This window comes from Pseudomonas sp. RIT-PI-a (assembly GCF_001187875.1).
Classification (GTDB): domain Bacteria; phylum Pseudomonadota; class Gammaproteobacteria; order Pseudomonadales; family Pseudomonadaceae; genus Aquipseudomonas; species Aquipseudomonas coleopterorum.
The window spans coordinates 55295-78993 of the sequence record NZ_LGIR01000032.1 but is presented as its reverse complement, the minus strand read 5'-3'; the positions used below and the strand labels follow the sequence as shown (position 1 = coordinate 78993).

Genomic DNA, 23699 nt, shown 5'->3' with positions numbered 1-23699 from the left:
GTGCCTCAGGCGATGGGTTGATGAACGGTGACCAGCTTGGTGCCGTCGGGAAACGTGGCTTCCACCTGGATCTCCGGGATCATTTCGGGGATGCCCTCCATGACCTGTTCGCGACTGAGCAGGGTGGTGCCGTAATGCATCAGTTGGGCGACCGTCTGGCCGTCGCGGGCGCCTTCGAGCAGGGCGGCGGAGATCAGCGCCATGGCCTCCGGGTAATTCAGCTTGAGGCCACGGGCCAGACGGCGCTCGGCGACCAGGCCGGCAGTGAAGATGAGCATTTTGTCTTTTTCGCGAGGTGTCAGGTCCATGGGGGTTCCTTGAGAATTTTGGTAGGTAGCCAGGCAGGCAGGATTCAGTCAGGTGCTCCAGATCCGTGGCGCCAGCGCTTCGCGGCCCAGCAGGGCCGGGCGCAGCAGCGTCCACAGCTGGATCAGCCAGTCACGCGCATGCAGCGCCTCGTCGGCCAGGCAGCGCGCAACCAGCAGCCCCGGCAACTGGCTCAGGTCGCCGCGCACGCGGGTCGCCAGCGCACGGCAGCGTTCGAGCAGGGCCGGGTCGATCTCGCCGGTCACCAGCAAGGTGGCGAACACCGGTTTGCCGCCCAGGCCCACGGCCGATTCGAGCAGGCCGTCGTCGCCGACGATGCGCTGGCGCTCGTGCCAGATCAGCTCGCCGTCGCGGCGGATCTCCAGGCGTGACTGGAAATGCCCCTGGTCGAAGCGCTCGGCGGCCGCCGGACGACCCACGGCCACGATATCCCAATAGAACAGCCGGGCATCGCCCTGCAGATGGATACGGGTATCCAGTTCGGCCTGGGCGGCACTGTAGACGATGGTTTCCTGAGGCAGCCATTCAAGGGTAGCGCCAGCGGCCACCTGCAGCTCGGTGCTTTGATAGGCCGGACTGAGCGCTCGGTACCACTTTGCCGCGCCCGGTGTGGTCAACTGCGCCCAGGCGTTGGCGTGAACCTGTGCGCTGATGTCCAGCCGATCGCCGCCAGCGATACCCCCCGGCGGATGCACGATGATGTGCTGGCACACCTCGGGCCCTTCGGCGTACAGATGCTTCTGCACCCGCAACGGACCCAGGTGGCGGCGCAGGGTCGGTCGCGTGCTGTCGCCGAACCGTGCGTAGCCCAACTCCAGCCGGGCGTGCCAGCTGGGCGTGTAGGGCAGGGAAGTGACAGGTAGATTCATGGCCTTCATTCTTTTTCGGGTCGCGGCAAAGATTAAATGGTTACCAGGCCACGCACACCCTCGGTTTCCATGTTTTCACCACGACCCTGCTGGACGATCTCACCGCGCGACATGACCAGGTACTGATCGGCCAGCTCGGCGGCGAAGTCATAGAACTGTTCGACCAGCAATATGGCCATGTCCCCACGCGCAGCGAGCTGCTTGATCACGGCGCCGATCTCCTTGATCACCGAAGGCTGGATGCCTTCGGTGGGCTCGTCGAGAATCAGCAGGCGCGGTCGGCTCGCCAAGGCGCGGCCGATTGCCAGTTGTTGCTGTTGACCACCGGACAGGTCGCCACCACGGCGATGCTTCATCTGCAGCAGCACTGGAAACAGTTCGTAGATGAACGCCGGCACCTCGCGCGCTTCGCTGCCGGGAAAGCGCGAAAGCCCCATCAGCAGGTTTTCCTCGACCGTCAGGCGGCCGAAGATCTCGCGGCCCTGGGGCACGTAGGCGATGCCTGCGTGCACCCGTTGATGTGGCTTGAACGCGGTGATCGGCTTGCCTTCCCAGGCCACGCTGCCTTGCTTGGCCGGGATCAGGCCCATCAGGCACTTGAGCAAGGTGGTCTTGCCCACGCCGTTGCGCCCGAGCAGACAGGTCACTTCGCCTATGTTCACATCGAACGACAGGCCGCGCAGGATATGGCTGCCGCCGTAGTATTGGTGAAGCTGGTCGACTTGGAGCATGGGTTTGTCCTTGTTGTTGCAGTGTCTGGGTGGGCCTCTTCGCGGGCAGAGCCCGCTCCCACAAGGATCTTCAGCGCGGCGCAGGTCCTGTGTGGGAGCGGGCTCTGCCCGCGAAGAGGCCTGTGGCATCAACGCCCCAGATAAACCTCGATCACCCGCTCATCGGCCTGCACCGTCTCGAGCGAACCTTCAGCCAACACGCTGCCCTGATGCAGCACGGTGACATGGTCGGCAATCGAGCCGACGAAGCCCATGTCATGCTCCACCACCATCAATGAATGCTTGCCGGCCAGGGTCTTGAACAGCTCGGCGGTGAACTCGGTTTCGGCGTCGGTCATCCCTGCCACCGGTTCGTCGAGCAGCAGTAATTGCGGGTCTTGCACCAGCAGCATGCCGATCTCCAGAAACTGCTTCTGGCCGTGGGACAACAGACCGGCCGGGCGATCAACCGACGCGCTCAGGCGAATGGTTTCCAGCACTTCGGCGATGCGGTCGCGCTGCTCGCCGGTCAGCCGCGCGCGCAGGCTGGCCCAGACCGACTTGTCGGTCTTCTGCGCCAGCTCCAGGTTTTCGAACACGCTCAAGGCTTCGAACACCGTCGGCTTCTGGAACTTGCGACCGATGCCGGCCTGGGCGATCTGCACCTCGCTCATGTGGGTCAGGTCCAGGGTTTCGCCGAACCAGGCCTTGCCCGTGGTGGGTCGGGTCTTGCCGGTGATCACGTCCATCAGGGTGGTCTTGCCGGCACCGTTGGGGCCGATGATGCAGCGCAGCTCGCCGACGCCGATGTACAGGTTGAGATCGTTGAGCGCCTTGAACCCGTCGAAGCTGACGCTGATGTCTTCCAGGGTCAGAATCGTCCCGTGTCGGGTGTTCAGCCCCGGACCGCTGGCCTGGCCCAGGCCGATCGCATCGCGGCTGGTGCCGGCGTCGCTGTTGGGGTCGAGGATCGGTTCGAGCATGAACTCGCCGGTAGCGGTGATTCTCATTGTTCACCTCTCTTCTTCAACAGGCCGATCACACCCTTGGGCAGGTACAAGGTGACGATGATGAACAGTGCGCCGAGGAAGAACAGCCAGTATTCGGGAAACGCCACGGTGAACCAGCTCTTCATGCCATTGACGATGCCGGCGCCCAGCAGTGGCCCGATCAGCGTGCCGCGTCCGCCCAGGGCCACCCACACGGCGGCTTCGATGGAGTTGGTCGGCGACATCTCGCTGGGGTTGATGATCCCCACTTGTGGCACGTACAGCGCCCCGGCTAGACCGCAGAGCACGGCGCTGAGCACCCAGACGAACAGCTTGAATCCGCGTGGATCGTAACCGCAGAACATCAGCCGATTCTCGGCGTCGCGCAGCGCGGTCAGCACCCGGCCGAACTTGCTGCGGGCCAGGCGCCAGCCCAAGTACAGGCTCAGCACCAGCAACGCCACGGTGAGCAGGAACAGCACGGCGCGAGTGCCTTGCGAGGTGATGCTGAAGCCCAGGATGCTGCGGAAGTTGGTGAAGCCGTTGTTGCCGCCGAAGCCGGTTTCGTTGCGAAAGAACAGCAGCATGCCAGCGAAGGTCAGGGCCTGGGTCATGATCGAAAAATAGACGCCCTTGATCCGCGAGCGGAAGGCGAAGAAACCGAACACCAGGGCCAGCACGCCCGGCGCCAGCACCGCCAGGCACAGGGCCCAGAGGAAATGTTCGGTACCGACCCAGAACCAGGGCAGCTCGGTCCACGACAGAAACGTCATGAAGGCCGGCAGGCCATCCCCGGCCGCCTCGCGCATCAGGTACATGCCCATGGCGTAGCCGCCTAGGGCGAAGAACAGGCCGTGGCCCAGGGACAATAGACCGGCGTAGCCCCAGACCAGGTCCAGGGCCAGTGCGACGATGGCGTAGCAGAGAATCTTGCCGACCAGGGTCAGGGTGTAGGCCGAGACCTGCAAGCCGTTGCTGGCCGGCAGCAGCGACAGCAGCGGCAGGGCGATGAGGATCGCCAGGACCACGACGCCGATGGCAAGGGTCACTTTCGGGCCGGCTTTCTGCGCGGCAGTGAGCATCAATGGCTGATTCATCAGTCGATCACCCGTCCTTTCAGTGCGAAGAGGCCTTGCGGACGTTTCTGGATGAACAGAATGATCAGCGCGAGGATGAGGATCTTGCCCAGCACCGCACCGATCTGCGGTTCCAGGATCTTGTTGGCGATGCCCAGGCCGAACGCGGCGGACACGCTACCGGCCAGTTGGCCGACGCCGCCCAGTACCACCACCAGAAACGAGTCGATGATGTAGCTCTGGCCCAGGTCCGGGCCGACGTTGCCGATCTGGCTCAGGGCTACGCCACCCAGGCCGGCGATGCCCGAGCCCAGACCGAAGGCGAGCATGTCGACACGACCGGTGGGCACCCCACAGCAGGCGGCCATGTTGCGGTTCTGAGTGACGGCGCGCACGTTCAGGCCCAGGCGGGTCTTGTTCAGCAGCAGCCAGGTCAGGACCACCACGAACAGCGCGAAGGCGATGATGACGATGCGGTTGTACGGCAGCACCAGGTTGGGCAGCACCTGCCAGCCGCCCGAGAGCCAGGCGGGGTTGGCCACTTCCACGTTCTGCGCGCCGAAGATCAGGCGAATCGCCTGGATCAGCATCAGGCTGATGCCCCAGGTCGCCAGCAGGGTTTCCAGCGGGCGACCGTACAGATGGCGAATCACCGTGCGTTCCAGAAGCATGCCGACGCCTGCGGTGACGAAGAACGCCACGGGCAGGGCGATCAACGGGTAGTACTCGATGGCGCCGGGGACGATGCGCTGGATCAGCATCTGCACGACGTAGGTCGAGTAGGCGCCGAGCATGAGCATTTCGCCGTGGGCCATGTTGATCACGCCCAGCAGCCCGAAGGTGATCGCCAGGCCCAGGGCGGCCAGCAGCAGGATCGAGCCTAGGGACATGCCGCTGAAGGCCTGGCCCAGAATGTCGCCGATCATCAGCTTGCGCTTCACCTGAGCCAGGCTGGTCTCGGCGGCGGTGCGCACGCCCGGGTCGGTTTCCACGCCCGGCGCCAGCAGGTTTTCCAGACGGGTGCGGGCCAGGGGCTCACCGGTTTCGCCCAGCAGGCGCACTGCAGCCAGGCGTACGGTGGGCTCGGGAGCGACCAGTTGCAGGTTGGCCAGGGCCAGGGTCAGGGCGGTCTTTACCGTTTCGTCCTGTTCCCCGGCGCTCTGGCGGTCGAGCAAGGCCAGTTGGTTGGGCTGTGCCGAGCGTTGCAGTTGCTGCGCAGCGGCGAGGCGAACCTGCGCGTTTTCGCTCAGCAGTTGGTGGCTGGCGAGGGCGGTTTCCACCAGGCCGCGCAGGCGGTTGTTCAGGCGCAGCTTGCGCACCGGTTCCACGGCCGCGGCGGTGCCGTCGGCGGGAGTCATCTGGCCATTGGTTTCGATGAACGGTTTTTTCTCGGCGTCGGCGGCAACCCGGCCTTCCTGCAAGGCGTCGAGCAGTTCGAGCCGTGCCGGGTCCGGCTGTGCGGCCCAGGCTTCCAGCAGGCGGACCTGCTCGGCAGACGAGGCGCCGGTGAAATCACTGGCGTCGTTGGCGCTGGCCATCAGTGGCAGCAGCAGGACGACAGTGACGAGGAATTTGATGAGGGACATGGCAAGTCCTTTGAATTGACGGCAATGGCGGCCGCAGACCGCCCCACAGAAACCTTGCGGCCCTTTGTAGGAGCGGTCATCGGCCGCGAAGGGCCACAAGGTCTGTCATGCACACCACGGTGCCCCTTCGCGGCCGATGACCGCTCCTACAGCAGTCCGCTTACACGACGGCTGTGGGAGGCTGGTTGGATCAGTTGCTCTTCACGGCGTGATCCGGCTTCTTGTCGTTACCCGGAATGTAAGGGCTCCATGGCTGGGCACGGATCGGCTCCTTGGTCTGCCACACCACGTTGAACTGACCGTTGTCCTCGATCTCGCCGATCATCACCGGCTTGTGCAGGTGGTGGTTGGTCTTGTCCATGGTCAGGGTGTAGCCCGACGGCGCGGCGAAGGTCTGCCCGGCCATAGCTTCACGTACCTTGTCCACGTCGGTGGACTTGGCCTGGTTGGCGGCCTGGGCCCACATGTTGATGCCCACGTAGGTCGCTTCCATCGGATCGTTGGTGACCACGGTGGCGGCATTCGGCAGGTTCTTGGCCTTGGCGTAGGCTTTCCAGTCGGCGACGAACTGGGTGTTTTCCTTGTTCTCTACCGACTGGAAGTAGTTCCACGCTGCCAGGTTGCCCACCAGCGGCTTGGTATCGATGCCGCGCAGTTCTTCTTCGCCGACCGAGAACGCCACGACCGGGACATCGGTAGCCTTCAGGCCTTGGTTGGCCAGTTCCTTGTAGAACGGCACGTTGGAGTCGCCGTTGACGGTGGAGATGACGGCAGTCTTGCCACCGGCCGAGAATTTCTTGATGTTGGCAACGATGGTCTGGTAGTCCGAGTGACCGAACGGGGTGTAGACCTCTTCGATGTCCTTGTCGGCCACGCCCTTGGAGTGCAGGAAGGCGCGCAGAATCTTGTTGGTGGTGCGTGGGTAGACGTAGTCGGTGCCCAGCAGGAAGTAGCGCTTGGCCGCGCCGCCGTCTTCGCTCATCAGGTACTCGACCGCCGGGATCGCCTGCTGATTGGGCGCCGCGCCAGTGTAGAAGACGTTCGGCGACATCTCTTCACCTTCGTACTGCACGGGGTAGAACAGCAGGCCGTTGAGCTCTTCGAAGACCGGCAGCACCGACTTGCGCGACACCGACGTCCAGCAGCCGAACACCACCGCCACCTTGTCCTGGGTGATCAACTGCCGTGCCTTCTCGGCGAACAACGGCCAGTTGGATGCCGGGTCCACCACCACGGCCTCGAGCATCTTGCCATTCACGCCGCCCTTGGCGTTGATCTGGTCGATGGTCATCAGGGCCATATCTTTCAAAGAAGTCTCCGAGATCGCCATGGTGCCAGACAGCGAATGCAGGATGCCGACCTTGATGGTCTCGGCGGCCTGAATCGTCCAGGACAAGCCCATGGCAGCGATCGATGCGGAAAGGGTGAACGCCTTGATCAAGCTGCGACGCTTCATTGTGCAATCTCCATGTACGAATGTTTTTTTAGTGAGGCAGATGGGGACTTCTCAGCGGAGCTTTGCAAGGGGTGTGCCGAAGCGCGCGCCGGTGCGGGATAGGGGGCGAGGGAGGGCTGGGACGAATATCGGCCGCACCGCATTGGTGCTCGATCCGAACGGTGGTGCGTTTCAGTGGATGGTATTGGTGCGCCGAATTTCATCCCCAGCCGAACGACGAACCGCGCCGCCCGCCGACGCGGCTCGCGCCGCTGCTACAGAAACCGTGCGCACCGCCGACGCGGCTTGCGCTGCCGTTGCGGGTGCACTTCGATTCCCTGTAGCAGCGGTGCAAGCCGCGTCCGGGCGCACCGCAGATACAGCTGGATGACTCAGATCGCTTCGATCGACGGCCGCAGGCGCACCACCATCTGGTCCACCGCCCAGATCAGCAACAGCGACACACCCACCAACGGAAACGCCACGCCAATCGCAACCATCACCCCGACCGCCACCTTCCATCGCGGCAGATCATGGCGCAGCGGCGGTACACCGAGCTTGCCCTGGGGCCGGCGCTTCCACCAGATCACCAAGCCACTGACCGAACTGAGCAGGATCATCAGGCAAATCAGCAGCACGATGATCTGATTGATCGGTCCGAACATCTTGCCCTCATGCAGCATCACCCCGGTTTCAGTGGCGCGGGCGATCAAACCGTAGTGCTCCCAGCGCACGTCGGCCAGCACCTCACCGCTGTACTGGTCAATGTGCACGGTCGCGTCATTGCGTGGATCGTCGGCAAAAACCGCCACAGTGAACACGCCGCTCGCGGTGCTCGGCAGGGTGATGCTGTAGCCGGGCTCCACCTGCAACCGCGTGGCCGTGTCGACCACGCTCTGCAGGCTGACCAACGGCGCTGCCGGGGCGTGCATGTGCCCGCCATGGCCCATGTGCTCGGCATGTGCCCCGGTGGACTCGGGCATGGGCGTGTTTTCCATGGCCCAGGGCACGGTCTGGCGATGGGCCTGGTTGAGCTGGCCGGCCTGCTCGTCGGACTTGGGCATCGCGTTCCACATGGCGTCAGGGAAGCGGTTCCACACGTGGGCATACTGCTTGCCCCAGAACCCGGTCCAGGTCATGCCGCTGAGCAGCATGATCAGCAGCAACGCTGCGCCCCAGAAACCGACCGTCGCGTGGAGGTCGCGCCACAGCGCCCGGCCTCGACTGCGCCAGCGCGGCCAGAGCACACCGCTGGCGGCATTGCCGCGTGGCCACCACAGGTACAGGCCGGAGATCACCAGCACGATGCCCCAGCCGGCAGCCAGCTCGATCAGCCGATCACCCACGGTGCCGATCATCAACTCGCCATGCAGGGCCCTCGCCACGGCCTGCAGGTTCCATCTGGCGTCCTGCTCGCCCAGCAGCTCGCCGGTGTAAGGATTGAGGAATACGTTCAGCTCACGGCCATCGGTATGCACCACGAACTGGGCGCTGCGTTCGGCGGCGTTGGGCGGCAGGTACTGACCGATGGTGCCACGCGGGTAAGCATTGTGCGTGCGCAACAGCAGTTCGTCGGCACTCAGGCGCTGTTCGGCCACCGGCACCACCAGCAGATCGCGGTACATCCACGGGTCCAGTTGCGGCTTGAATAGGTAGATGATCCCGGTCAGCGCCAGCAGGATCATGAACGGCGCGACGAACAGCCCGGCGTAGAAATGCCAGCGCCAGGCAAGGTTGTAGAAGGAGGTTTTCATAGGTGAAAGGTGTTCCAACGGTATCGTTGTGCTCAACGTTGACCAATGCACTGCCAATGCCGACCTGTGGGAGCGGGGCGGACGGCAAGTCCTCTACCCGCGAATAGGCCTGCGCAGACACCGCATCAGTTCACAGTCATTGGGATTCGACGATCACACCATTGAGGGCGGCGCACGCGTACGTGCGCCGGGGAACACCGCATGGGTCGCGTGTCCCTGGCGAGGCCGGGCAACGAAGACACTCTGCGGGCGCTGCGAAGTTGCACCCGCGATACCCAGCGTCTGTGGCAGCGCCGGGCAATGGAAGAACAGGCTGCAATAACCGCATTTCTCCATTAGAGCATGCAGTTCACCCCCAGCCGTGGCGCTACCGTGGTGCTCGCCATGGGCCTCGTGCTGCATGGCAGACATGGCGCCGTCCATGGCCATGGCGGACCGCTGGTGGTCCATCGGCATCGACTGGGAAATCAACGGCCCGATGAACATCATCAGCACTGCGAAGAGGCTGATCCAGCTGGCGCGGGCCTGGGCAGAAGGCCGAGAAGAAGGGCGCCTGGCGCTCGGGTGGCTCATCGGGTCAATTCATCGGCTCAATGCGCATGCTCGTCGGCATCGTCCTGCACCGGCGCCTGGGTGAGCACCTGCACCTCGACCACGAAATCACCCGCCTTGGCGAAATGCAGCGTCAGTGGGAAATGCTGGCCCGCCTGCAAGGGGCTGCTCAGCTTGAGGTCCAGCAGCATTACGTGAAATGCCATGGGCGCGAACACCGCGTGGCCGCTGGCCGGAATGGTCACGCCCTGAACCTGCTGCATCTTCATCATGCCGTCCTGGTTGATGTGCTGGTGCAGTTGCGCGTCACCGGCGATCGGCGTGTCGACGCTGGTCAGGGTGTCGTCGTCCAGCCCGCGGTTGCGCAATTCGAAATACACCGCGACGGTCGGCGCGTTGGGCGGCAGTTCCTGTGCCCAGGGTTCGACGATCAGCAGGTCACCGGCCTTGTATTGGCGGGCGTCGCCCTGCGCGGCGGCAGCGAGCAGCATGAGCACACAGGCAGACCAGAACCTTTTCATCGCAGACACCCCGGTACGAAAGCCGCCATTGTAGCAGCGGTACAAGCCGCGTCGGCGGCCAACGCAGTAAATCTGGTGGGTTACTGGGCGTATTGATTCATGTGTGCCAACAGCGTTGCTGCATCCATGAAGGTACGATCCACCTGCGGCAGGGGCGGGCGCTTGAGCACCAGCACCGGAAGCCCCAACTCCCGTGCCACCTGCAGCTTGGGCTCGGTCGCACCGCTGCCGCTGTTCTTGCTGATCAGCACATCGATGCTGCGCTGGGCGAACAAGGCGCGTTCGTCTTCCAGGCGGAAGGGGCCGCGGGCGCCGATCACCTCGCAACGTGCCGTGCCGGGATAGGGGTCCAGCGCTCGCAAGGTCCAATGCTGATGGGGTGGAATCTCCTGCAGGTGTTCCAGCGGCTCGCGACCCAGGGTGAACAGCGGTCGCTGGAACGGCGCCAGCGCTTGCACCAGTTCAGCCCAGTCGGTCACTTCTCTCCAGTCGTCACCCGTCTGAGGCTGCCAGGCCGGACGTCGCAACGCCCAGCACTCGATGTCCGCCAGGCCGGCCGCCTTGGCCGCATTGGCGCTGATCTGGGCAGCATAGGGGTGAGTCGCGTCAACCAGCAGCGTAATACCTTCGCTGCGGATATACGTCGTCAGCCCTTCGGCCCCGCCATCCCCGCCGACGCGCACCTGACAGCGCAGGTCGGTGGGCACGCGACCCACACCGGCCAGGCTGTAGACGTGCTCCGGGCTCAAGGTTCGAGCGATCGCCAAGGCTTCGGTCACGCCACCCAGCAGCAGGATGCGCTTCATGGAGCGACCCCCGCCTGCCCCACGATCCCGCCCTGGCGGTCGATGGCGAACACCTCTACCTGAACACGATCCTGCACCACGCTGCGGGCGAACCGCCAGGCATGACGACAGACTTCATCGCCCAGCTTCACACCTTCGGCATGGGCCAGGGCCAAGGCTTGCTGGCTGGTATTGGCCGCGCGGATACGCGCCTGCAGATCCGCATGGGCGCCTATGTCGCTGGCCCAGCCCGCCAGTTGCGGCAGGTCGATGCTCGAATGGCGACTGTGCAGGTCCATGTGTCCGGCCGCCAGCTTACTGATCTTGCCGAAGCCGCCGCACAGGCTGAGTTTGTCCAAGGGTACCTTGCGTACGTGTTTGAGCACTGCGCCGACGAAGTCGCCCATCTCGATCAAGGCAATCTCGGGCAGCGCGTAGACCTCGCGCATGGTGTCCTCGCTGGCATTGCCGGTGCATGCGGCGATGTGCCGGTAGCCGTTGGTGGTCGCTACATCGATGCCCTGATGGATGGAGGCGATATAGGCCGCGCACGAAAAAGGCCGCACGATACCGCTGGTGCCCAGGATCGACAGCCCGCCGAGGATGCCCAGGCGTGGGTTCATGGTCTTAAGGGCTAGGCTGGCGCCGTTCTCGACGTTGACGGTGACCTCGAAGCCACCGCCGTAGCCATGCTCTTCGGCCAGGCGCGTCAGGTGTTCGTCGATCATTCGCCGTGGAACCGGATTGATCGCCGGTTCACCTACGGCCAGCACCAGTCCTGGTCGGGTGACGGTCCCCACGCCCTCGCCCGCCACGAAGTGGATGCCGGGCGCATCAAGCAAACGCACCTGGGTGTACAGCAGCGCGCCGTGGGTGACATCCGGATCGTCGCCGCCGTCCTTGAGGGTACCGGCTTCGGCACCGTCGGCATTCAGCCGACAGAACTCCAGGCGCATCGACACCTGCTTGCCCTTGGGCAGCACGATATGCACCGCATCGCTGGCGCCACCGCCCAGCAACAGCCGCGCAGCCGCCAGACTGGTCGCCGTGGCGCAGCTGCCGGTGGTCAGGCCGCTGCGCAACGGGGCCGGTTGCTCCGCCGTTTCTTCACGCATCGAGGGGCTTGACCGTGTCGAGCAGGGTGATCGGCAATGCCTGGCGCCAGGTGTCGAACTCGCCCAGCGGGGCCGCCTGGGCAATGTGCAGCCGGGTCAGGTCGCCACCGTAGCGCTCGCGCCATTGCACCAGGGCCAGTTCACTCTGCAGGGTGACCGCGTTGGCCACCAGACGACCGCCGGGTTTGAGCGCTGCCCAGCAATCGGCCAGCACGTTCTCGCGGGTCACGCCGCCGCCGACGAAGATCGCGTCGGGTGCGGGCAAACCGGCCAGCGCGCCCGGCGCCCGCCCGCGCACCAGTTGCAGGCCGGGCACACCCAAGGCATCGCGGTTGTGTTCGATAAAGGCCTGTCGACCTTCGTCGGACTCGACCGCGATGGCGCGGCAGCTGGGATGCGCGCGCATCCATTCGATCCCGATCGAGCCACAGCCGGCGCCCACGTCCCACAGCAGCTCTCCCGGTCGGGGCGCCAGGCGCGCCAGGGTCACCGCGCGAACGTCGCGCTTGGTCAGTTGGCCGTCGTGGCGAAAGGCAGTGTCGGGCAGGCCGGCCAGCGGGGACAGACGCGGGGCGTCCGGGCTGGCCTGGCAGTCGATGGCGATGAGGTTCAGCGCGGCGATGTCGGGAAAATCATCGGTGGCGCTACCGTCGATGCGCCGTTCTTTCGCTCCTCCGAGGTGTTCCAGCACGGTCACGCGGCTGAGGCCGAAGCCGCGTTCGCGCAGCAGCTCAGCAACGGCCCGCGGGCTCGTACCATCGTTGCTCAAGACCAGCAGGCGCTGGCCGCTGTACAGGTGCGCAGCCACCGCCGCTACCGGGCGCGCCACCACCGAGAGGGTCACCACGCCCTGCAGCGCCCAGCCCAGGCGCGCGGCGGCCAGTGAATAGGAAGACGGCGAGGGCAGCACGTGCATCTGCGCGGCTGGAATCTGTCGCGCCAGACTGGCGCCCACGCCGTAGAGCATCGGGTCACCACTGGCCAGTACGCAGACCGCCTCGCCGGGTTCGGCCAGCACAGCGTCGAGGCTGAACGGGCTGGGCCAGACGACCTGGGTACCGACGATGCAGCGCGGCAGCAATTCGAGCTGGCGCGGGCTGCCGACGATGCGCCGGGCGCTCAACAGCGCTCGGCGTGCCTGTTTACCCAGCCCCGCAAAACCGTCTTCACCGATACCTACCAGGGTCAGCCAGGCCGACATGAATATCCCTCATACAAAACTATTCCGACGGGCAGACTTTTCATGCCTTCGGCCAAAGCAGGCATAATACCGCGCCTTACCCTTTCCAGTGGTTTTTCGCGCGTGCCCGGTGCCCCTTTGAACAAGACCTCGAACGTTGTCCGCCCCTCGGCGTGTCCGGGGTTGCTGCGTATCGTTCAGGCGTTGGACGGGGGCATCTGCCGCATCAAGCTGGCCGGTGGCGAGTTGCGCGCCGACCAGGCCGATGCCGTAGCCGAAGCGGCCGAGCGCCATGCTCATGGCACGATCGAGGCGACCAACCGCGCCAACCTGCAGATCCGTGGCATCGGTGAGCAGCGGCAGGCCCTGATCGAGCATCTGCTGCAGGCCGGTCTGGGCCCGCGAGAGGCGGCCGGTGACGATGTGCGCAACGTCATGCTCAGCCCCACGGCAGGCATCGACCCTCAACAGGTGGCGGATACACGCCCGTTGGCCGCGAAGATCATCCACAGCTTGGAAACCGAGCCGCGCTTTCATGCGTTGTCGGCCAAGTTCGCCGTGCAACTGCAGGGCGGCGAGCGCCTGGCGATGCTCGATCACCACCATGACCTTTGGCTGTCGGCCTTCGAGCGAGACGGGCAGTGCCTGTGGGCGTTCGGCCTGGCCGGCTGCCCCGGGAGCGACGCTGCCGTGGGCGCGGTGCCCTTCGACCAGGGCCATACCCTGGTGGTGGCAGTACTGGAGCAGTTCCTCGAACGGGCGCGACCGGAGCACACGCGCATGCGTGATCTGCTCGCCGATGAGGATGCCTTTTTCGCAGGCAAAGGGCTCAGCCACCCGCCCCGTCATCAACACAGCGGCATCAGCAGCAGCGCCGCGGATCTTGTGGGAGCGGGCTCTGCCCGCGAAGAGGCCACTACTGACACCACTCAAGCATTCCTCAGCACCCTGGGTCTGCCTGTTTGCCCTGCATCACTGGACAAGCCCATAGCCACCTTCAAACTGGGCATCCAGCCACAGCGCCAACCAGGCCTGAGCTTCATCAGCGCCCTGGCTCCCCTGGGACGGTTGACCCCAGCCATGCTGCGCGGCGCCGCCCAGCTCGCTCGCGACCACGGCAGCGGCACCCTGCGCATGACCCCCTGGCAAGGCCTGCTGCTGCCTGATCTACACGATCCCGAGCCGGTGCTGCGAGCCTTGACCGAGTTGGGTTTCATCACCGGTCCGCAGCAGCCCCTCGCCGCCATGATCGCCTGCACGGGCGCCAGCGGCTGTGCCAAGGGCCTGGCCGATACCAAGGCTGACGCCGTTCGCCTGGCCGCCCTATTGCCCGGTCAAGCGCCGCTGAGCGTCCATCTGAGTGGCTGTTCTCGCTCATGCGCCGCCGCCCATGTCGCTCCGGCGACCCTGCTGGCCAGCACCGCCGGCCACTACGACCTGTATCTACGCGCAGCCGGGGTACCCGGATTCGGAACCCTGCTCGCGCGCCATCTTTCACTGGATGCGGCCGCTGCCCTGCTGCGCGACCGCTCACGGAGCGACACCCATGATTGACTACATCCGCGATGGTCAGGAGATCTATCGCAACTCCTTCGCCATCATTCGTGCCGAAGCGAAGCTGGACCAGATCCCCGCCGACCTGGAAAAACTCGCCGTACGGGTCATTCACGCCTGCGGCATGGTCGATGTCGTCCAGGACCTGCGTTTCTCCCCCGGTGCCGGCAAGGCCGGGCGCGATGCTCTGGCCGCCGGTGCACCCATCCTGTGCGACGCGCGCATGGTCGCCGAAGGCATCACCCGCGCCCGCCTGCCCGCCAACAACCCAGTGATCTGCACCCTCAAGGACGACAGCGTGCCCGCCCTGGCCCAGGCCTTGGGCAATACCCGTTCGGCGGCAGCGCTGGAGCTGTGGCGGCCCCATCTGGCCGGCTCGGTGGTGGTCATCGGCAACGCGCCGACCGCGCTGTTCCACCTGCTTGACATGATCGATGCCGGCGCGCCCAAGCCCGCTCTGATCCTGGGCTTTCCGGTCGGCTTCGTCGGCGCTGCCGAGTCCAAGGCCATGCTCGCGGCCGACAGCCGTGGCGTGCCGTTCGTCATCGTCGAAGGTCGCAAGGGCGGCAGCGCCATGGCGGCCGCAGCGGTCAATGCATTGGCCACGGAGGTCGAGTGATGCATCCGCGTGGCCGTCTGCTGGGACTGGGCGTAGGCCCGGGCGATCCCGAACTGATCACCGTGAAAGCGCTGCGCCTGTTGCGCGAGGCGCCCGTGGTGGCCTATTTCGTCGCCAAGGGCAAGAAGGGCAACGCCTTCGGCATCATCGAGGGCCATCTGCAGGCGCAGCAGACCTTGCTGCCGCTGGTCTACCCGGTGACCACCGAGGCATTGCCCGCGCCCCTGTCCTATGAACAGGTGATCAGCGATTTCTACGACGCCGCCAGCCTGGACGTCGCCGCGCACCTGGATGCCGGCCGCGACGTGGCAGTGATCTGCGAAGGCGATCCGTTCTTCTACGGCTCCTACATGTACCTGCACGATCGGCTCGCCGAGCGCTATGAAGCCCAAGTGATTCCCGGCGTCTGCTCGATGCTCGGTGGCGCCTCGGTGCTGGGTGCGCCGCTGGTGTACCGCAATCAGAGCCTTTCGGTGCTGTCGGGCGTGCTCCCGGCGGATGACCTCAAGCGTCGTCTGGCCGACGCCGACGCCGCAGTCATCATGAAGCTGGGTCGCAACTTTCCCAAGGTTCGCCAGGTGCTGGCCGAACTCGGCTTGGCCGAGCGCGCGCTATACGTCGAGCGCGCGACCATGGCCAATCAGAAGGTCGTCCCCCTGGCCGAAGTCGATCCGACCTCGTCGCCGTATTTTTCCTTGATCATCGTTCCGGGTGAGAGGTGGCAAGGCTGATGAACGCTCCAGCAATCGTGATTCTCGGCAGTGGCGCACTGGCCACCGCGCGGCGCCTGCAGCAATGCTATCCACAGGCGCTGATCCACGGCCTGGCCGAGCGCGTGACCGATGTCGACCGCAGCTACCAGGACTTCGGTGCCACCTTGCGTCAGCTGTATCAGCAAGACACGCCGATCATCGCCCTGTGCGCGGCAGGTATCGTCATCCGCAGCCTGGCGCCGGTCCTGCTGGAGAAGGGCGCCGAGCCTCCGGTGCTGGCCGTGGCCGAGGACGGCAGCGCCGTCGTGCCGCTGTTGGGAGGCCTGGCCGGGGTCAATGTGTTGGCCCGTGAAATCGCTGCAGGGCTGGGCATCGCCGCCGCGATCACCACCAGCGGCGAATTGCGCTTCGGCACCTGCCTGCTCAATCCGCCCAGTGGCTACGCCCTGGCCGATCTGGAGCTGGGCAAGCGCTTCGTTTCCGACCTGCTGGCCGGTGAAGCCGTGCGTGTCGAAGGCGCAGCGCCGTGGCTGGCCGATGCGCGCCTGCCCAAGGATGCCCAGGCGCGGCTGACCATCCATGTCGGCAGCGAGGCGCGGCAGCCCTCGGCCACCGAGCTGCTCATCCATCCACGCAACGTGCTGGTCGCGGTGAGTGCGGCGCAGCCCGAACTGGCCGAGTCCGTGCGTGACGCGCTGCAGCGCAGCGGCATTGCCCTGCCATCGCTGGCGTGCCTGTTGGCGAACGAGCGCGACATGGCTGATCCGGTACTGCATGAAGCCGCGGCAGCGTTGGCCGTGCCGCTGCGCTTTGCCGCGGCGCAAGGCTCGCTGGCACAATTGGCCCTCCAAACAGTGCCGCAGTCGTCCCCCATCGCGATCGGCAAGCACATGGCGATCGCCGTGGCCGATCAGCCGTTGGACATTGCCAGCATCGGCCTGCCGCGCGGACGTCTGGCGGTGATCGGCCTGGGCCCCGGCGCTGCCGATCTCATGGTCCCGGCGGTCAAAGCGGAACTGGCGCGTGCCAACGATGTGCTGGGGTACGAGACCTACGTGCGCATGGCCGGTCCGTTCCGCGCCGATCAGGTGTTGCACTGCACCGACAACCGCGAAGAAATGCAACGTGCCCGCCATGCGTTCGAGTTGGCGGCTCAGGGCCGCTCGGTGGTGGTAGTCTCGTCCGGTGATCCTGGCGTGTTCGCCATGGCGGCCGCCGTGCTGGAGGCGCTGCACGAATCCACCGATCCGCGCTGGCATGCAGTGGAACTGGAGATGCTGCCGGGCGTTTCGGCCTCCCTGGCCACCGCAGCACAGGCCGGCGCGCCGCTGGGCCACGATTTCTGCGTGCTGTCGCTGTCCGACAACCTCAAGCCGTGGGCCATCATCGAGAAGCGTCTGGACCTGGCCTGCGAGGCCGACCTGGCCCTGGCGTTCTACAACCCGATTTCCCGCTCGCGCCCATGGCAATTGGGCAAGGCCCTGGACATCGTTCGCCAGCATCGCGCCCCTACTACCCCCATCGTTCTGGGGCGAGACATCGGCCGGCCCGGCCAGACCCTGCGCGTCATCACCTTGGGCGAGTTGACTCCCGAGCAGGTGGACATGCGCACCATGGTCCTGGTGGGTTCCTCCACCACCTGCACCTTCGCCAAGGCCGCAGGCGGCACCTGGGTCTACACCCCACGCTGGTACGGCAGCAAACCCTGATCTGCAAACGAACATCAACCGCTGCCCCCCTGCGCATTCCCTGACACACCGCGCCCACCGCCGCCGACCCCCCCCCCCCCCTGTAGCCGCGGCGCAAGCCCCGTCCGGCCACCCCGCGCCCTGCCTGACACACCGCGTATACAGCTGACGCGGCTCGCGCCGCTGCTACAGGGGCAGGTGCAGGATCAGAGGGTTTTCAAAGGCGGCACGATGGCCTCGCGCTGGGCCGCCCAATGCTCGACCAATTCGCGCAGCTGCGACATTTCGATCGGCTTGGCCATATGCCCGTCCATGCCGGCCTGGCGCGCCTGATCCTTGTGCTCGCTGAGGATGTGTGCGGTCAGCGCCACCACCGGCGTACGCACGCGCTGGTTGCCCATCTCCCACGCACGCAGCTGCCGAGTCGCGGAAAAACCATCGAGGATCGGCATCTCGCAGTCCATCAGCACTAGGTCGTAGCGCTGAGCCTTCATCGCCCGCAAGGCTTCCTCACCATTGCTGGCGGTGTCCGGATGCAGGTTGAGCTTGCCGAGCATGCCGCGGATCACCTTGGTGGAAATGTTGTTGTCCTCGGCCACCAGGATGCGAAAGTCGCTGGGCAGGTCGATCGGCGGCAGGTTGGCAGCGGCAGGTGGCGGTGCCTCGATGTCGCCGCGATGGCTGAGCTCGTCGGCCAGGGTGGTCTTGAGCGTATAGCCGGCCACGGGCTTGGCCAGGATCCGTTTGATCCCGGCATTGCGCGCGACGATCTTGCTCGGCGCGTTGCTGATGCCAGTGAGCATGATCAGCAGAATATCGTGGTTCAGGCTTGGATCTTCCTTGATCTTCGCTGCCAGCTGCATGCCGGTCATGCCGGGCATATTCTGGTCCAGCAGGACCACATCGAAATAGTCACGCAAATGCGCCTTGGTGCGCAGCAGGGCCAAGGCTTCCTTGCCTGACGGCACCGAGCTGACGTTCAGGCCCCAGGCACTGCACTGCTGCACGAGCACCTTGCGGCAGGTTTCGTTGTCGTCGACCACCAGCACCCGTGCGTTCTTGAGCGGCAGATCGAGGTCCGAGCAGGGCTGTTCGAGTCGCTGCGGATCCAGCGGCAGGGTCAGCCACAGGGTACTGCCATGCTCGCTGCCGCTCTTGATGCCGAAATCCCCCTTCATCAACAGCACCAGTTGACGGGCGATCACCAGCCCCAGATGCCCGCTCAGGCGGTTGCCGTCGAGCAGGTTGGTGCTGCGCAGCTCGGTGTGCAGCAGCGCTTCGCGTTCGGCGCTTGGCATCGGTTCGCCGCTGTCCTGCACGGCGATGCGCAGGCGCGGTGTGGCACTGCGCTGGTCGAGCGCCACTACCAGCAGGATCTCACCCTGGTCGGTCTTCTTCAGGGCGTTGTCCAACAGGCTCAGCAGCGCTTGGCGCAGGCGTGTAGGGTCACCGCTGATGACCCGCGGCACCTGCGGCTGGGTGAAGCTGATCAGTTCGATGTTCTGCTGCTCAGCCTTGGCGCGGAAGATGTTCAGGCAGTCTTCGATCAACGCGTGCAGGTCGAACTGCACATCGTCGAGCTCGATCTGTCCGGATTCGATCTTGGAAATATCCAGGATCTCGTTGATCAGACCGAGCAGCTCGTTGCCGGCACTGTGGATAGTCTGTACATAGTCGCGTTGCTTGACCGACAGCGGCGTGCCCAGCAACAGCTCGGTCATGCCCAGTACGCCGTTCATGGGTGTACGAATCTCGTGGCTGAGCTTGGCCAGAAATTCTGCCTTGGCGTTGATCTCGGCTGTGCTGGCCGCCAGTTGCCGGCTGGCGCTGTAGCGATCCTCACTGATGCTGCGCAGACGCTGGGTCAAGGCGGCATTGAGGATCACTCCGCCGACCATGGCGAATCCGAGCAAGGTAAAGATCAGCCATTGCGAAGGTGTACGGGTCAGGCCGAGAAGCGCTGGCAGGACCACCAGGCAGCCCAGGTTGCACACCAGCAGACCCAGGCAGAACGTGCGTGCCGGGCGGTAGCCTTGCAGCCAGTGCCAGGCGCCGATCATCAGCATGGTCAGGCTGGTCAGAGCCAGCAGGCCGTAGGCGAAGAAGTTGAATGGCAGGCCGTCGACGAACAGCAGCAGCAACCCGCACAGGGCAATCAGCGCCACTTCGGCCTTGATGATGGTGTTGGAGCGCTGGTGTTGGCGCACGGCAAAGAAACGCAGGCAGAACAGCAGCCCGGTCACCGATGCCAGCAGCAGCGCACTGTAGGCAGCCGGCGTGCGCGCCCCCGGCCAGAGCGAAACCCAGGGTCCGGTGAAGTTGAACAGGATCAGCGCCGATGCCAGCAGGCATGCCTGGGAGCAGGCCAGCCACAGGCTGCTGCTGGAGCGCCGATGGGCGAAGCACATCAGGTTGTGCAGGATGAGCATGGCGACACAGCCCAACAGCAGACCGAACAGCAATGGCTCACGTTGGTCGGCGGCAGCCGCGGAAGACGATTGCAGCACGATGCTGGGACGAATCTGGTGTTCCGAAGCGATGCGCAGATAGACGTCCAGAGGCTTCTGGCTCACCGGCAGGGTCAGCAGATGATCACTGCTGGCCAGCGGGGCTTCAGTATTGACATCGGTGTCCGAGGAGGCGCGTCTGATGAGCGCGTCGGCATCGAGCACGTAGAAATCCAGCGCCTTGAGATCGGGGCAGAAAATCCGTAGCAACAATTCCTGGTCGCTCGGCGGCAGGCGGTAGTGCAGCCACAGCGCGCCGTTAGGTCCGGCGGCGTTGACCTGGCGCAGTTGCACGGGGGAGAACTGGTTCTGGAAGCGTTCGGAGCGCACGTCGCCCAACTGCAGCCGGCCATCCTCGTCCATCAGCATCGACCAGCCGCCCGCCGACTCTGCGTGAGCACCGAGCATACAGAGCAGGGCCAGCAGGCCCGCGGTGAATCCTATGGCAGTCCTGAGCCAGCGCAAGGCGAAATCCCTTCGTAGATGAATGCCTGATTATAGCCGTGTGCGCTGTGAAACGTGTGTCGAGGGCGTCACGCCCTCGACGTTCACCGTTTACTCGCCGTTTTCGCGAGCAATGGCCCGGTAACCGATGTCACGACGATAGAAGCAGCCAGACCAATCGATCTTGGCTGCCAGCGCATAGGCCTGCCGTTGGGCGGCGCCGACGCTGTCACCCAGTGCCGTGGCGCACAACACGCGGCCACCTGCCGTGACGACTTGGCCATCCTTGAGCGCGGTGCCCGCATGGAACACCTTGCCCGGCTCGTTCGCCGCTGCATCCAGGCCACCGATCACATCGCCTTTGCCGTAGTCGCCTGGGTAGCCACCGGCTGCCAGCACGATGCCGACGCTCGGCCGCGGGTCCCATTGCGCTTCGATCTTGTCCAGCGCCTGAGCGAAGGCCGCTTCGATCAGCAGAATAAGGCTCGACTGCAGGCGCAGCATGACCGGCTGGGTTTCCGGATCACCGAAGCGGCAGTTGAACTCGATGACCTTGGGGTTGCCGGCCTTGTCGATCATCAGACCGGCATACAGGAAGCCGGTGTAGACGTTGCCTTCTTCGGCCATGCCACGCACGGTGGGCCAGATGACTTGATCCATGACCCGCTGGTGAACCTCGGCAGTCACCACCGGGGCAGGGGAGTAGGCACCCATGCCACCGGTGTTCGGGCCGCTGTCGCCGTCGCCGACCCGCTTGTGGTCCTGGCTGGTGGCCATGGGCAGCACGTTCTTGCCGTCGACCATGACGATGAAACTGGCTTCCTCGCCATCGAGAAACTCTTCGATGACCACGCGCGAGCCGGCATCACCGAAGGCATTGCCGGCGAGCATGTCGCGCACGGCGTCTTCGGCTTCTTGCAGGGTCATGGCGACGATCACACCCTTGCCAGCGGCCAGGCCATCGGCCTTGATCACGATCGGCGCGCCTTTTTCACGCAGATAGGCCAGGGCCGGCTCGATCTCGGTGAAGTTCTGGTAGTCGGCGGTGGGAATCTTGTGCCGCGCCAGGAAATCCTTGGTGAACGCCTTCGAGCCTTCGAGCTGGGCTGCGCCTGCGGTCGGACCGAAACAATCCAGGTTGCGCGAGCGGAACAGATCGACGACGCCGGCCACCAGCGGCACTTCCGGTCCGACGATGGTCAGGGACACGTTCTGTTCGGCGAAGTCGGCCAGTTGCTCCAGTGCCAGCACATCGATAGCGACGTTCTCGCACTTGGCTTCGATAGCGGTACCGGCGTTGCCCGGCGCTACGAAGACTTTCTCGACCCGTGGGTCCTGGGCGGCTTTCCAGGCCAGCGCATGTTCGCGCCCGCCGCTGCCAATGATCAATACGTTCATGGTTCAAAACCTCGGTAAAGCGGAATTCTAGGGGTGTTCACGGTATGTCGCGTAACGGCCTGACGCGGCTCGCGCCGCTGCTACAGGGGTGGCGTACCCGTGGAACATCACTGCAGGGGGTCGCAGTGGAGTGGGTAGATGCAAGGCGGAACCGGTGGCGCTGAGCGCAGTTGCCTATTGGCAATGAGCATCAGCGACACCGGTTCCAACGCGGCAGATCCCCGCTTCAATGCGGCCGTCGCCAAGTTAGTGGCGGAAGTGGCGCATGCCGGTGAACACCATCGCGATCCCGGCTTCATCGGCCGCCGCAATCACCTCGGCATCACGCATCGAACCACCCGGCTGGATCACCGCGGTGATCCCCACCTTGGCCGCGTTGTCCAGGCCATCGCGGAACGGGAAGAACGCGTCCGAGGCCATCACAGAGCCCTGTACCTGCAACCCGGCGTGTTCAGCCTTGATTGCCGCGATGCGCGCCGAGTTCACCCGGCTCATCTGGCCGGCACCGACACCGATGGTCTGGCGATTCTTGGCGTACACGATCGCGTTGGACTTGACGTACTTGGCCACTTTCCAGGCAAAGATCAGGTCATGGATTTCCTGCTCGCTCGGCGCTCGGCGGGTCACCACCTTCAGATCATCGGCGCCGATCATGCCAATGTCGCGGCTTTGCACCAGCAGGCCGCCGTTCACTCGCTTGTAGTCCCAGGCGTCGGCCCGCTCGGCCGACCACTGTCCACAGGCCAGCAGGCGCACGTTGGCCTTGGCCGCGACGATGGCGCGGGCTTCTTCACTGACGCTCGGGGCAATGATCACTTCGACGAACTGACGCTCGACGATGGCCTTGGCCGTGGCTGCATCCAGTTCACGGTTGAAGGCGATGATGCCGCCGAAGGCCGATTCGGTGTCGGTGGCGTAGGCTAGCTCATAGGCCTGGCGGATACCGCCTTCGGCCTCCGGGCACACGGCCACGCCGCACGGGTTGGCATGCTTGACGATGACGCAGGCCGGCTTGACGAAGCTCTTCACGCATTCCAGCGCGGCGTCGGTATCGGCCACGTTGTTGTAGGACAGTTCCTTGCCTTGCAGCTGGGTCGCGGTGGCGATGCCCACTTCGGCCGGCTGGGCCTCGACGTAGAACGCCGCTTTCTGGTGCGGGTTCTCGCCGTAGCGCATTTCCTGGGCCTTGACGAACTGGCTGTTGAAAGTGCGCGGGAATTCGCCGCGGCCTTCGGTGCTCAGGGTCTCGCCAGCCTGATCGATGGTGCCCATGTAGTTGGCGATCATGCCATCGTACGCGGCGGTATGCTCGAAAGCCTTGAGCATCAGGTCGAAGCGCTGCGCGTAGGTCAGGCCACCGGCTTTCAGGCTTTCCAGCACCTGTGCGTAGTCACTGGCGTTGACCACGATGGCCACGTCCTTGTGGTTCTTCGCGGCCGAACGGACCATGGTCGGTCCGCCGATGTCGATGTTCTCGATGGCGGTGGGCAGGTCGCAGCCGGGCTTGGAAATCGTGGCCTGGAACGGATAGAGGTTGACCGCGACCAGATCGATCGGCTTGATGCCATGTTCGGCCATGATGGCGTCGTCGGTACCGCGGCGGCCGAGAATGCCGCCATGGATCTTCGGATGCAGGGTTTTCACGCGGCCGTCCATCATCTCGGCGAAGCCGGTGTAGTCGGCCACTTCCACAGCGGCCACGGCGTTGTCGCGCAGCAGCTTGAAGGTACCGCCGGTGGACAGGATCTCGACGCCAAGGGCTTCCAGTTCGCGGGCGAATTCAACGATCCCGGTCTTGTCGGAAACGCTGATCAAGGCGCGGCGGATCGGCAGGCGGGTGGTCTGGTCGGTCATCACGATTTCCATCTTCAAAGCGT

The 23699-nt window shown here is 64.9% G+C and carries 20 protein-coding genes; 4 read left to right on the top strand and 16 right to left on the bottom strand.

The genetic code is table 11. The features are described 5' to 3' along the window. Positions 1–5: 5 nt before the first annotated feature. The 13 genes from AC788_RS18355 to AC788_RS18295 all read right to left on the bottom strand — a co-directional run bounded on the left by AC788_RS18355 (position 6) and on the right by AC788_RS18295 (position 12920). Complete coding sequence (locus AC788_RS18355; protein WP_049861996.1) at positions 6–308, bottom strand: urease subunit gamma; 303 nt, start codon at positions 306–308, stop codon at positions 6–8. Positions 309–356: 48 nt separating this feature from the next. Continuing rightward, a complete protein-coding gene (locus AC788_RS18350) occupies positions 357–1196 on the bottom strand; it encodes an urease accessory protein UreD (RefSeq protein ID WP_049861995.1) in 840 nt (279 codons plus the stop codon). Between the two features lie 32 nt (positions 1197–1228). After that, entirely contained in the window at positions 1229–1927 is a 699-nt protein-coding gene (urtE, locus tag AC788_RS18345; protein ID WP_049861994.1) for an urea ABC transporter ATP-binding subunit UrtE, read from the bottom strand. Positions 1928–2055: 128 nt separating this feature from the next. Continuing rightward, the gene (gene urtD / locus AC788_RS18340; protein WP_049861993.1) at positions 2056–2916 is read right to left on the bottom strand and encodes an urea ABC transporter ATP-binding protein UrtD; all 861 of its coding nucleotides are present in this window, start codon (positions 2914–2916) and stop codon (positions 2056–2058) included. Next, entirely contained in the window at positions 2913–3992 is a 1080-nt protein-coding gene (gene urtC, locus AC788_RS18335) for an urea ABC transporter permease subunit UrtC (protein WP_043191047.1), read from the bottom strand. Before urtC ends, urtD begins: the two co-directional genes overlap by 4 nt. Next, a complete protein-coding gene (urtB, locus tag AC788_RS18330) occupies positions 3992–5557 on the bottom strand; it encodes an urea ABC transporter permease subunit UrtB (RefSeq protein ID WP_049861992.1) in 1566 nt (521 codons plus the stop codon). The genes urtC and urtB overlap by 1 nt, the downstream gene beginning before the upstream one ends. Positions 5558–5747: 190 nt before the next feature. Further along, entirely contained in the window at positions 5748–7013 is a 1266-nt protein-coding gene (urtA, locus tag AC788_RS18325) for an urea ABC transporter substrate-binding protein (protein WP_049861991.1), read from the bottom strand. A 371-nt stretch (positions 7014–7384) separates the two neighbouring features. Then, entirely contained in the window at positions 7385–8746 is a 1362-nt protein-coding gene (locus AC788_RS18320; RefSeq protein ID WP_049861990.1) for a PepSY-associated TM helix domain-containing protein, read from the bottom strand. A 153-nt stretch (positions 8747–8899) separates the two neighbouring features. Continuing rightward, positions 8900–9319, bottom strand: a complete 420-nt coding sequence (locus tag AC788_RS18315) for a DUF2946 domain-containing protein (RefSeq protein ID WP_049861989.1) — start codon at positions 9317–9319, stop codon at positions 8900–8902. A 17-nt stretch (positions 9320–9336) separates the two neighbouring features. Beyond that, positions 9337–9819 carry a copper chaperone PCu(A)C gene (locus AC788_RS18310; RefSeq protein WP_152965767.1) on the bottom strand — a complete coding sequence of 161 codons (483 nt, stop codon included), beginning with the start codon at positions 9817–9819 and terminating at the stop codon, positions 9337–9339. A gap of 80 nt (positions 9820–9899) precedes the next feature. Next, a complete protein-coding gene (locus tag AC788_RS18305) occupies positions 9900–10625 on the bottom strand; it encodes a cobalt-precorrin-6A reductase (RefSeq protein ID WP_049861987.1) in 726 nt (241 codons plus the stop codon). Further along, positions 10622–11719 (bottom strand): cobalt-precorrin-5B (C(1))-methyltransferase, encoded by a 1098-nt coding sequence (locus AC788_RS18300; RefSeq protein ID WP_049861986.1) that lies wholly within the window; start codon positions 11717–11719, stop codon positions 10622–10624. The genes AC788_RS18305 and AC788_RS18300 overlap by 4 nt, the downstream gene beginning before the upstream one ends. After that, positions 11712–12920: a bifunctional cobalt-precorrin-7 (C(5))-methyltransferase/cobalt-precorrin-6B (C(15))-methyltransferase gene (locus tag AC788_RS18295; RefSeq protein ID WP_049861985.1), complete on the bottom strand. Its 1209-nt coding sequence runs from the start codon at positions 12918–12920 to the stop codon at positions 11712–11714. The genes AC788_RS18300 and AC788_RS18295 overlap by 8 nt, the downstream gene beginning before the upstream one ends. Before the next feature lie 42 nt (positions 12921–12962). Here AC788_RS18295 and cobG point away from each other — a divergent pair, with 42 nt between their 5' ends. The 4 genes from cobG to cobJ are packed head-to-tail and all read left to right on the top strand — an operon-like array spanning position 12963 to position 17494. Beyond that, a complete protein-coding gene (gene cobG / locus AC788_RS18290) occupies positions 12963–14453 on the top strand; it encodes a precorrin-3B synthase (RefSeq protein WP_082223706.1) in 1491 nt (496 codons plus the stop codon). After that, the gene (locus AC788_RS18285) at positions 14446–15072 is read left to right on the top strand and encodes a precorrin-8X methylmutase (RefSeq protein ID WP_049861983.1); all 627 of its coding nucleotides are present in this window, start codon (positions 14446–14448) and stop codon (positions 15070–15072) included. Before cobG ends, AC788_RS18285 begins: the two co-directional genes overlap by 8 nt. Further along, entirely contained in the window at positions 15072–15803 is a 732-nt protein-coding gene (locus tag AC788_RS18280) for a precorrin-2 C(20)-methyltransferase (RefSeq protein WP_049861982.1), read from the top strand. The genes AC788_RS18285 and AC788_RS18280 overlap by 1 nt, the downstream gene beginning before the upstream one ends. Next, entirely contained in the window at positions 15803–17494 is a 1692-nt protein-coding gene (gene cobJ, locus AC788_RS18275) for a precorrin-3B C(17)-methyltransferase (protein WP_049861981.1), read from the top strand. Before AC788_RS18280 ends, cobJ begins: the two co-directional genes overlap by 1 nt. A gap of 185 nt (positions 17495–17679) precedes the next feature. Here cobJ and AC788_RS18270 read toward each other — a convergent pair whose 3' ends face one another. The 3 genes from AC788_RS18270 to purH all read right to left on the bottom strand — a co-directional run bounded on the left by AC788_RS18270 (position 17680) and on the right by purH (position 23676). Then, complete coding sequence (locus tag AC788_RS18270) at positions 17680–20445, bottom strand: hybrid sensor histidine kinase/response regulator (protein WP_049861980.1); 2766 nt, start codon at positions 20443–20445, stop codon at positions 17680–17682. Positions 20446–20535: 90 nt separating this feature from the next. Further along, entirely contained in the window at positions 20536–21822 is a 1287-nt protein-coding gene (purD, locus tag AC788_RS18265) for a phosphoribosylamine--glycine ligase (RefSeq protein WP_049861979.1), read from the bottom strand. A gap of 246 nt (positions 21823–22068) precedes the next feature. Continuing rightward, on the bottom strand, positions 22069–23676 hold the full coding sequence (purH, locus tag AC788_RS18260; protein WP_049861978.1) for a bifunctional phosphoribosylaminoimidazolecarboxamide formyltransferase/IMP cyclohydrolase: 1608 nt from the start codon (positions 23674–23676) through the stop codon (positions 22069–22071). Between the last annotated feature and the right edge of the window lie 23 nt (positions 23677–23699).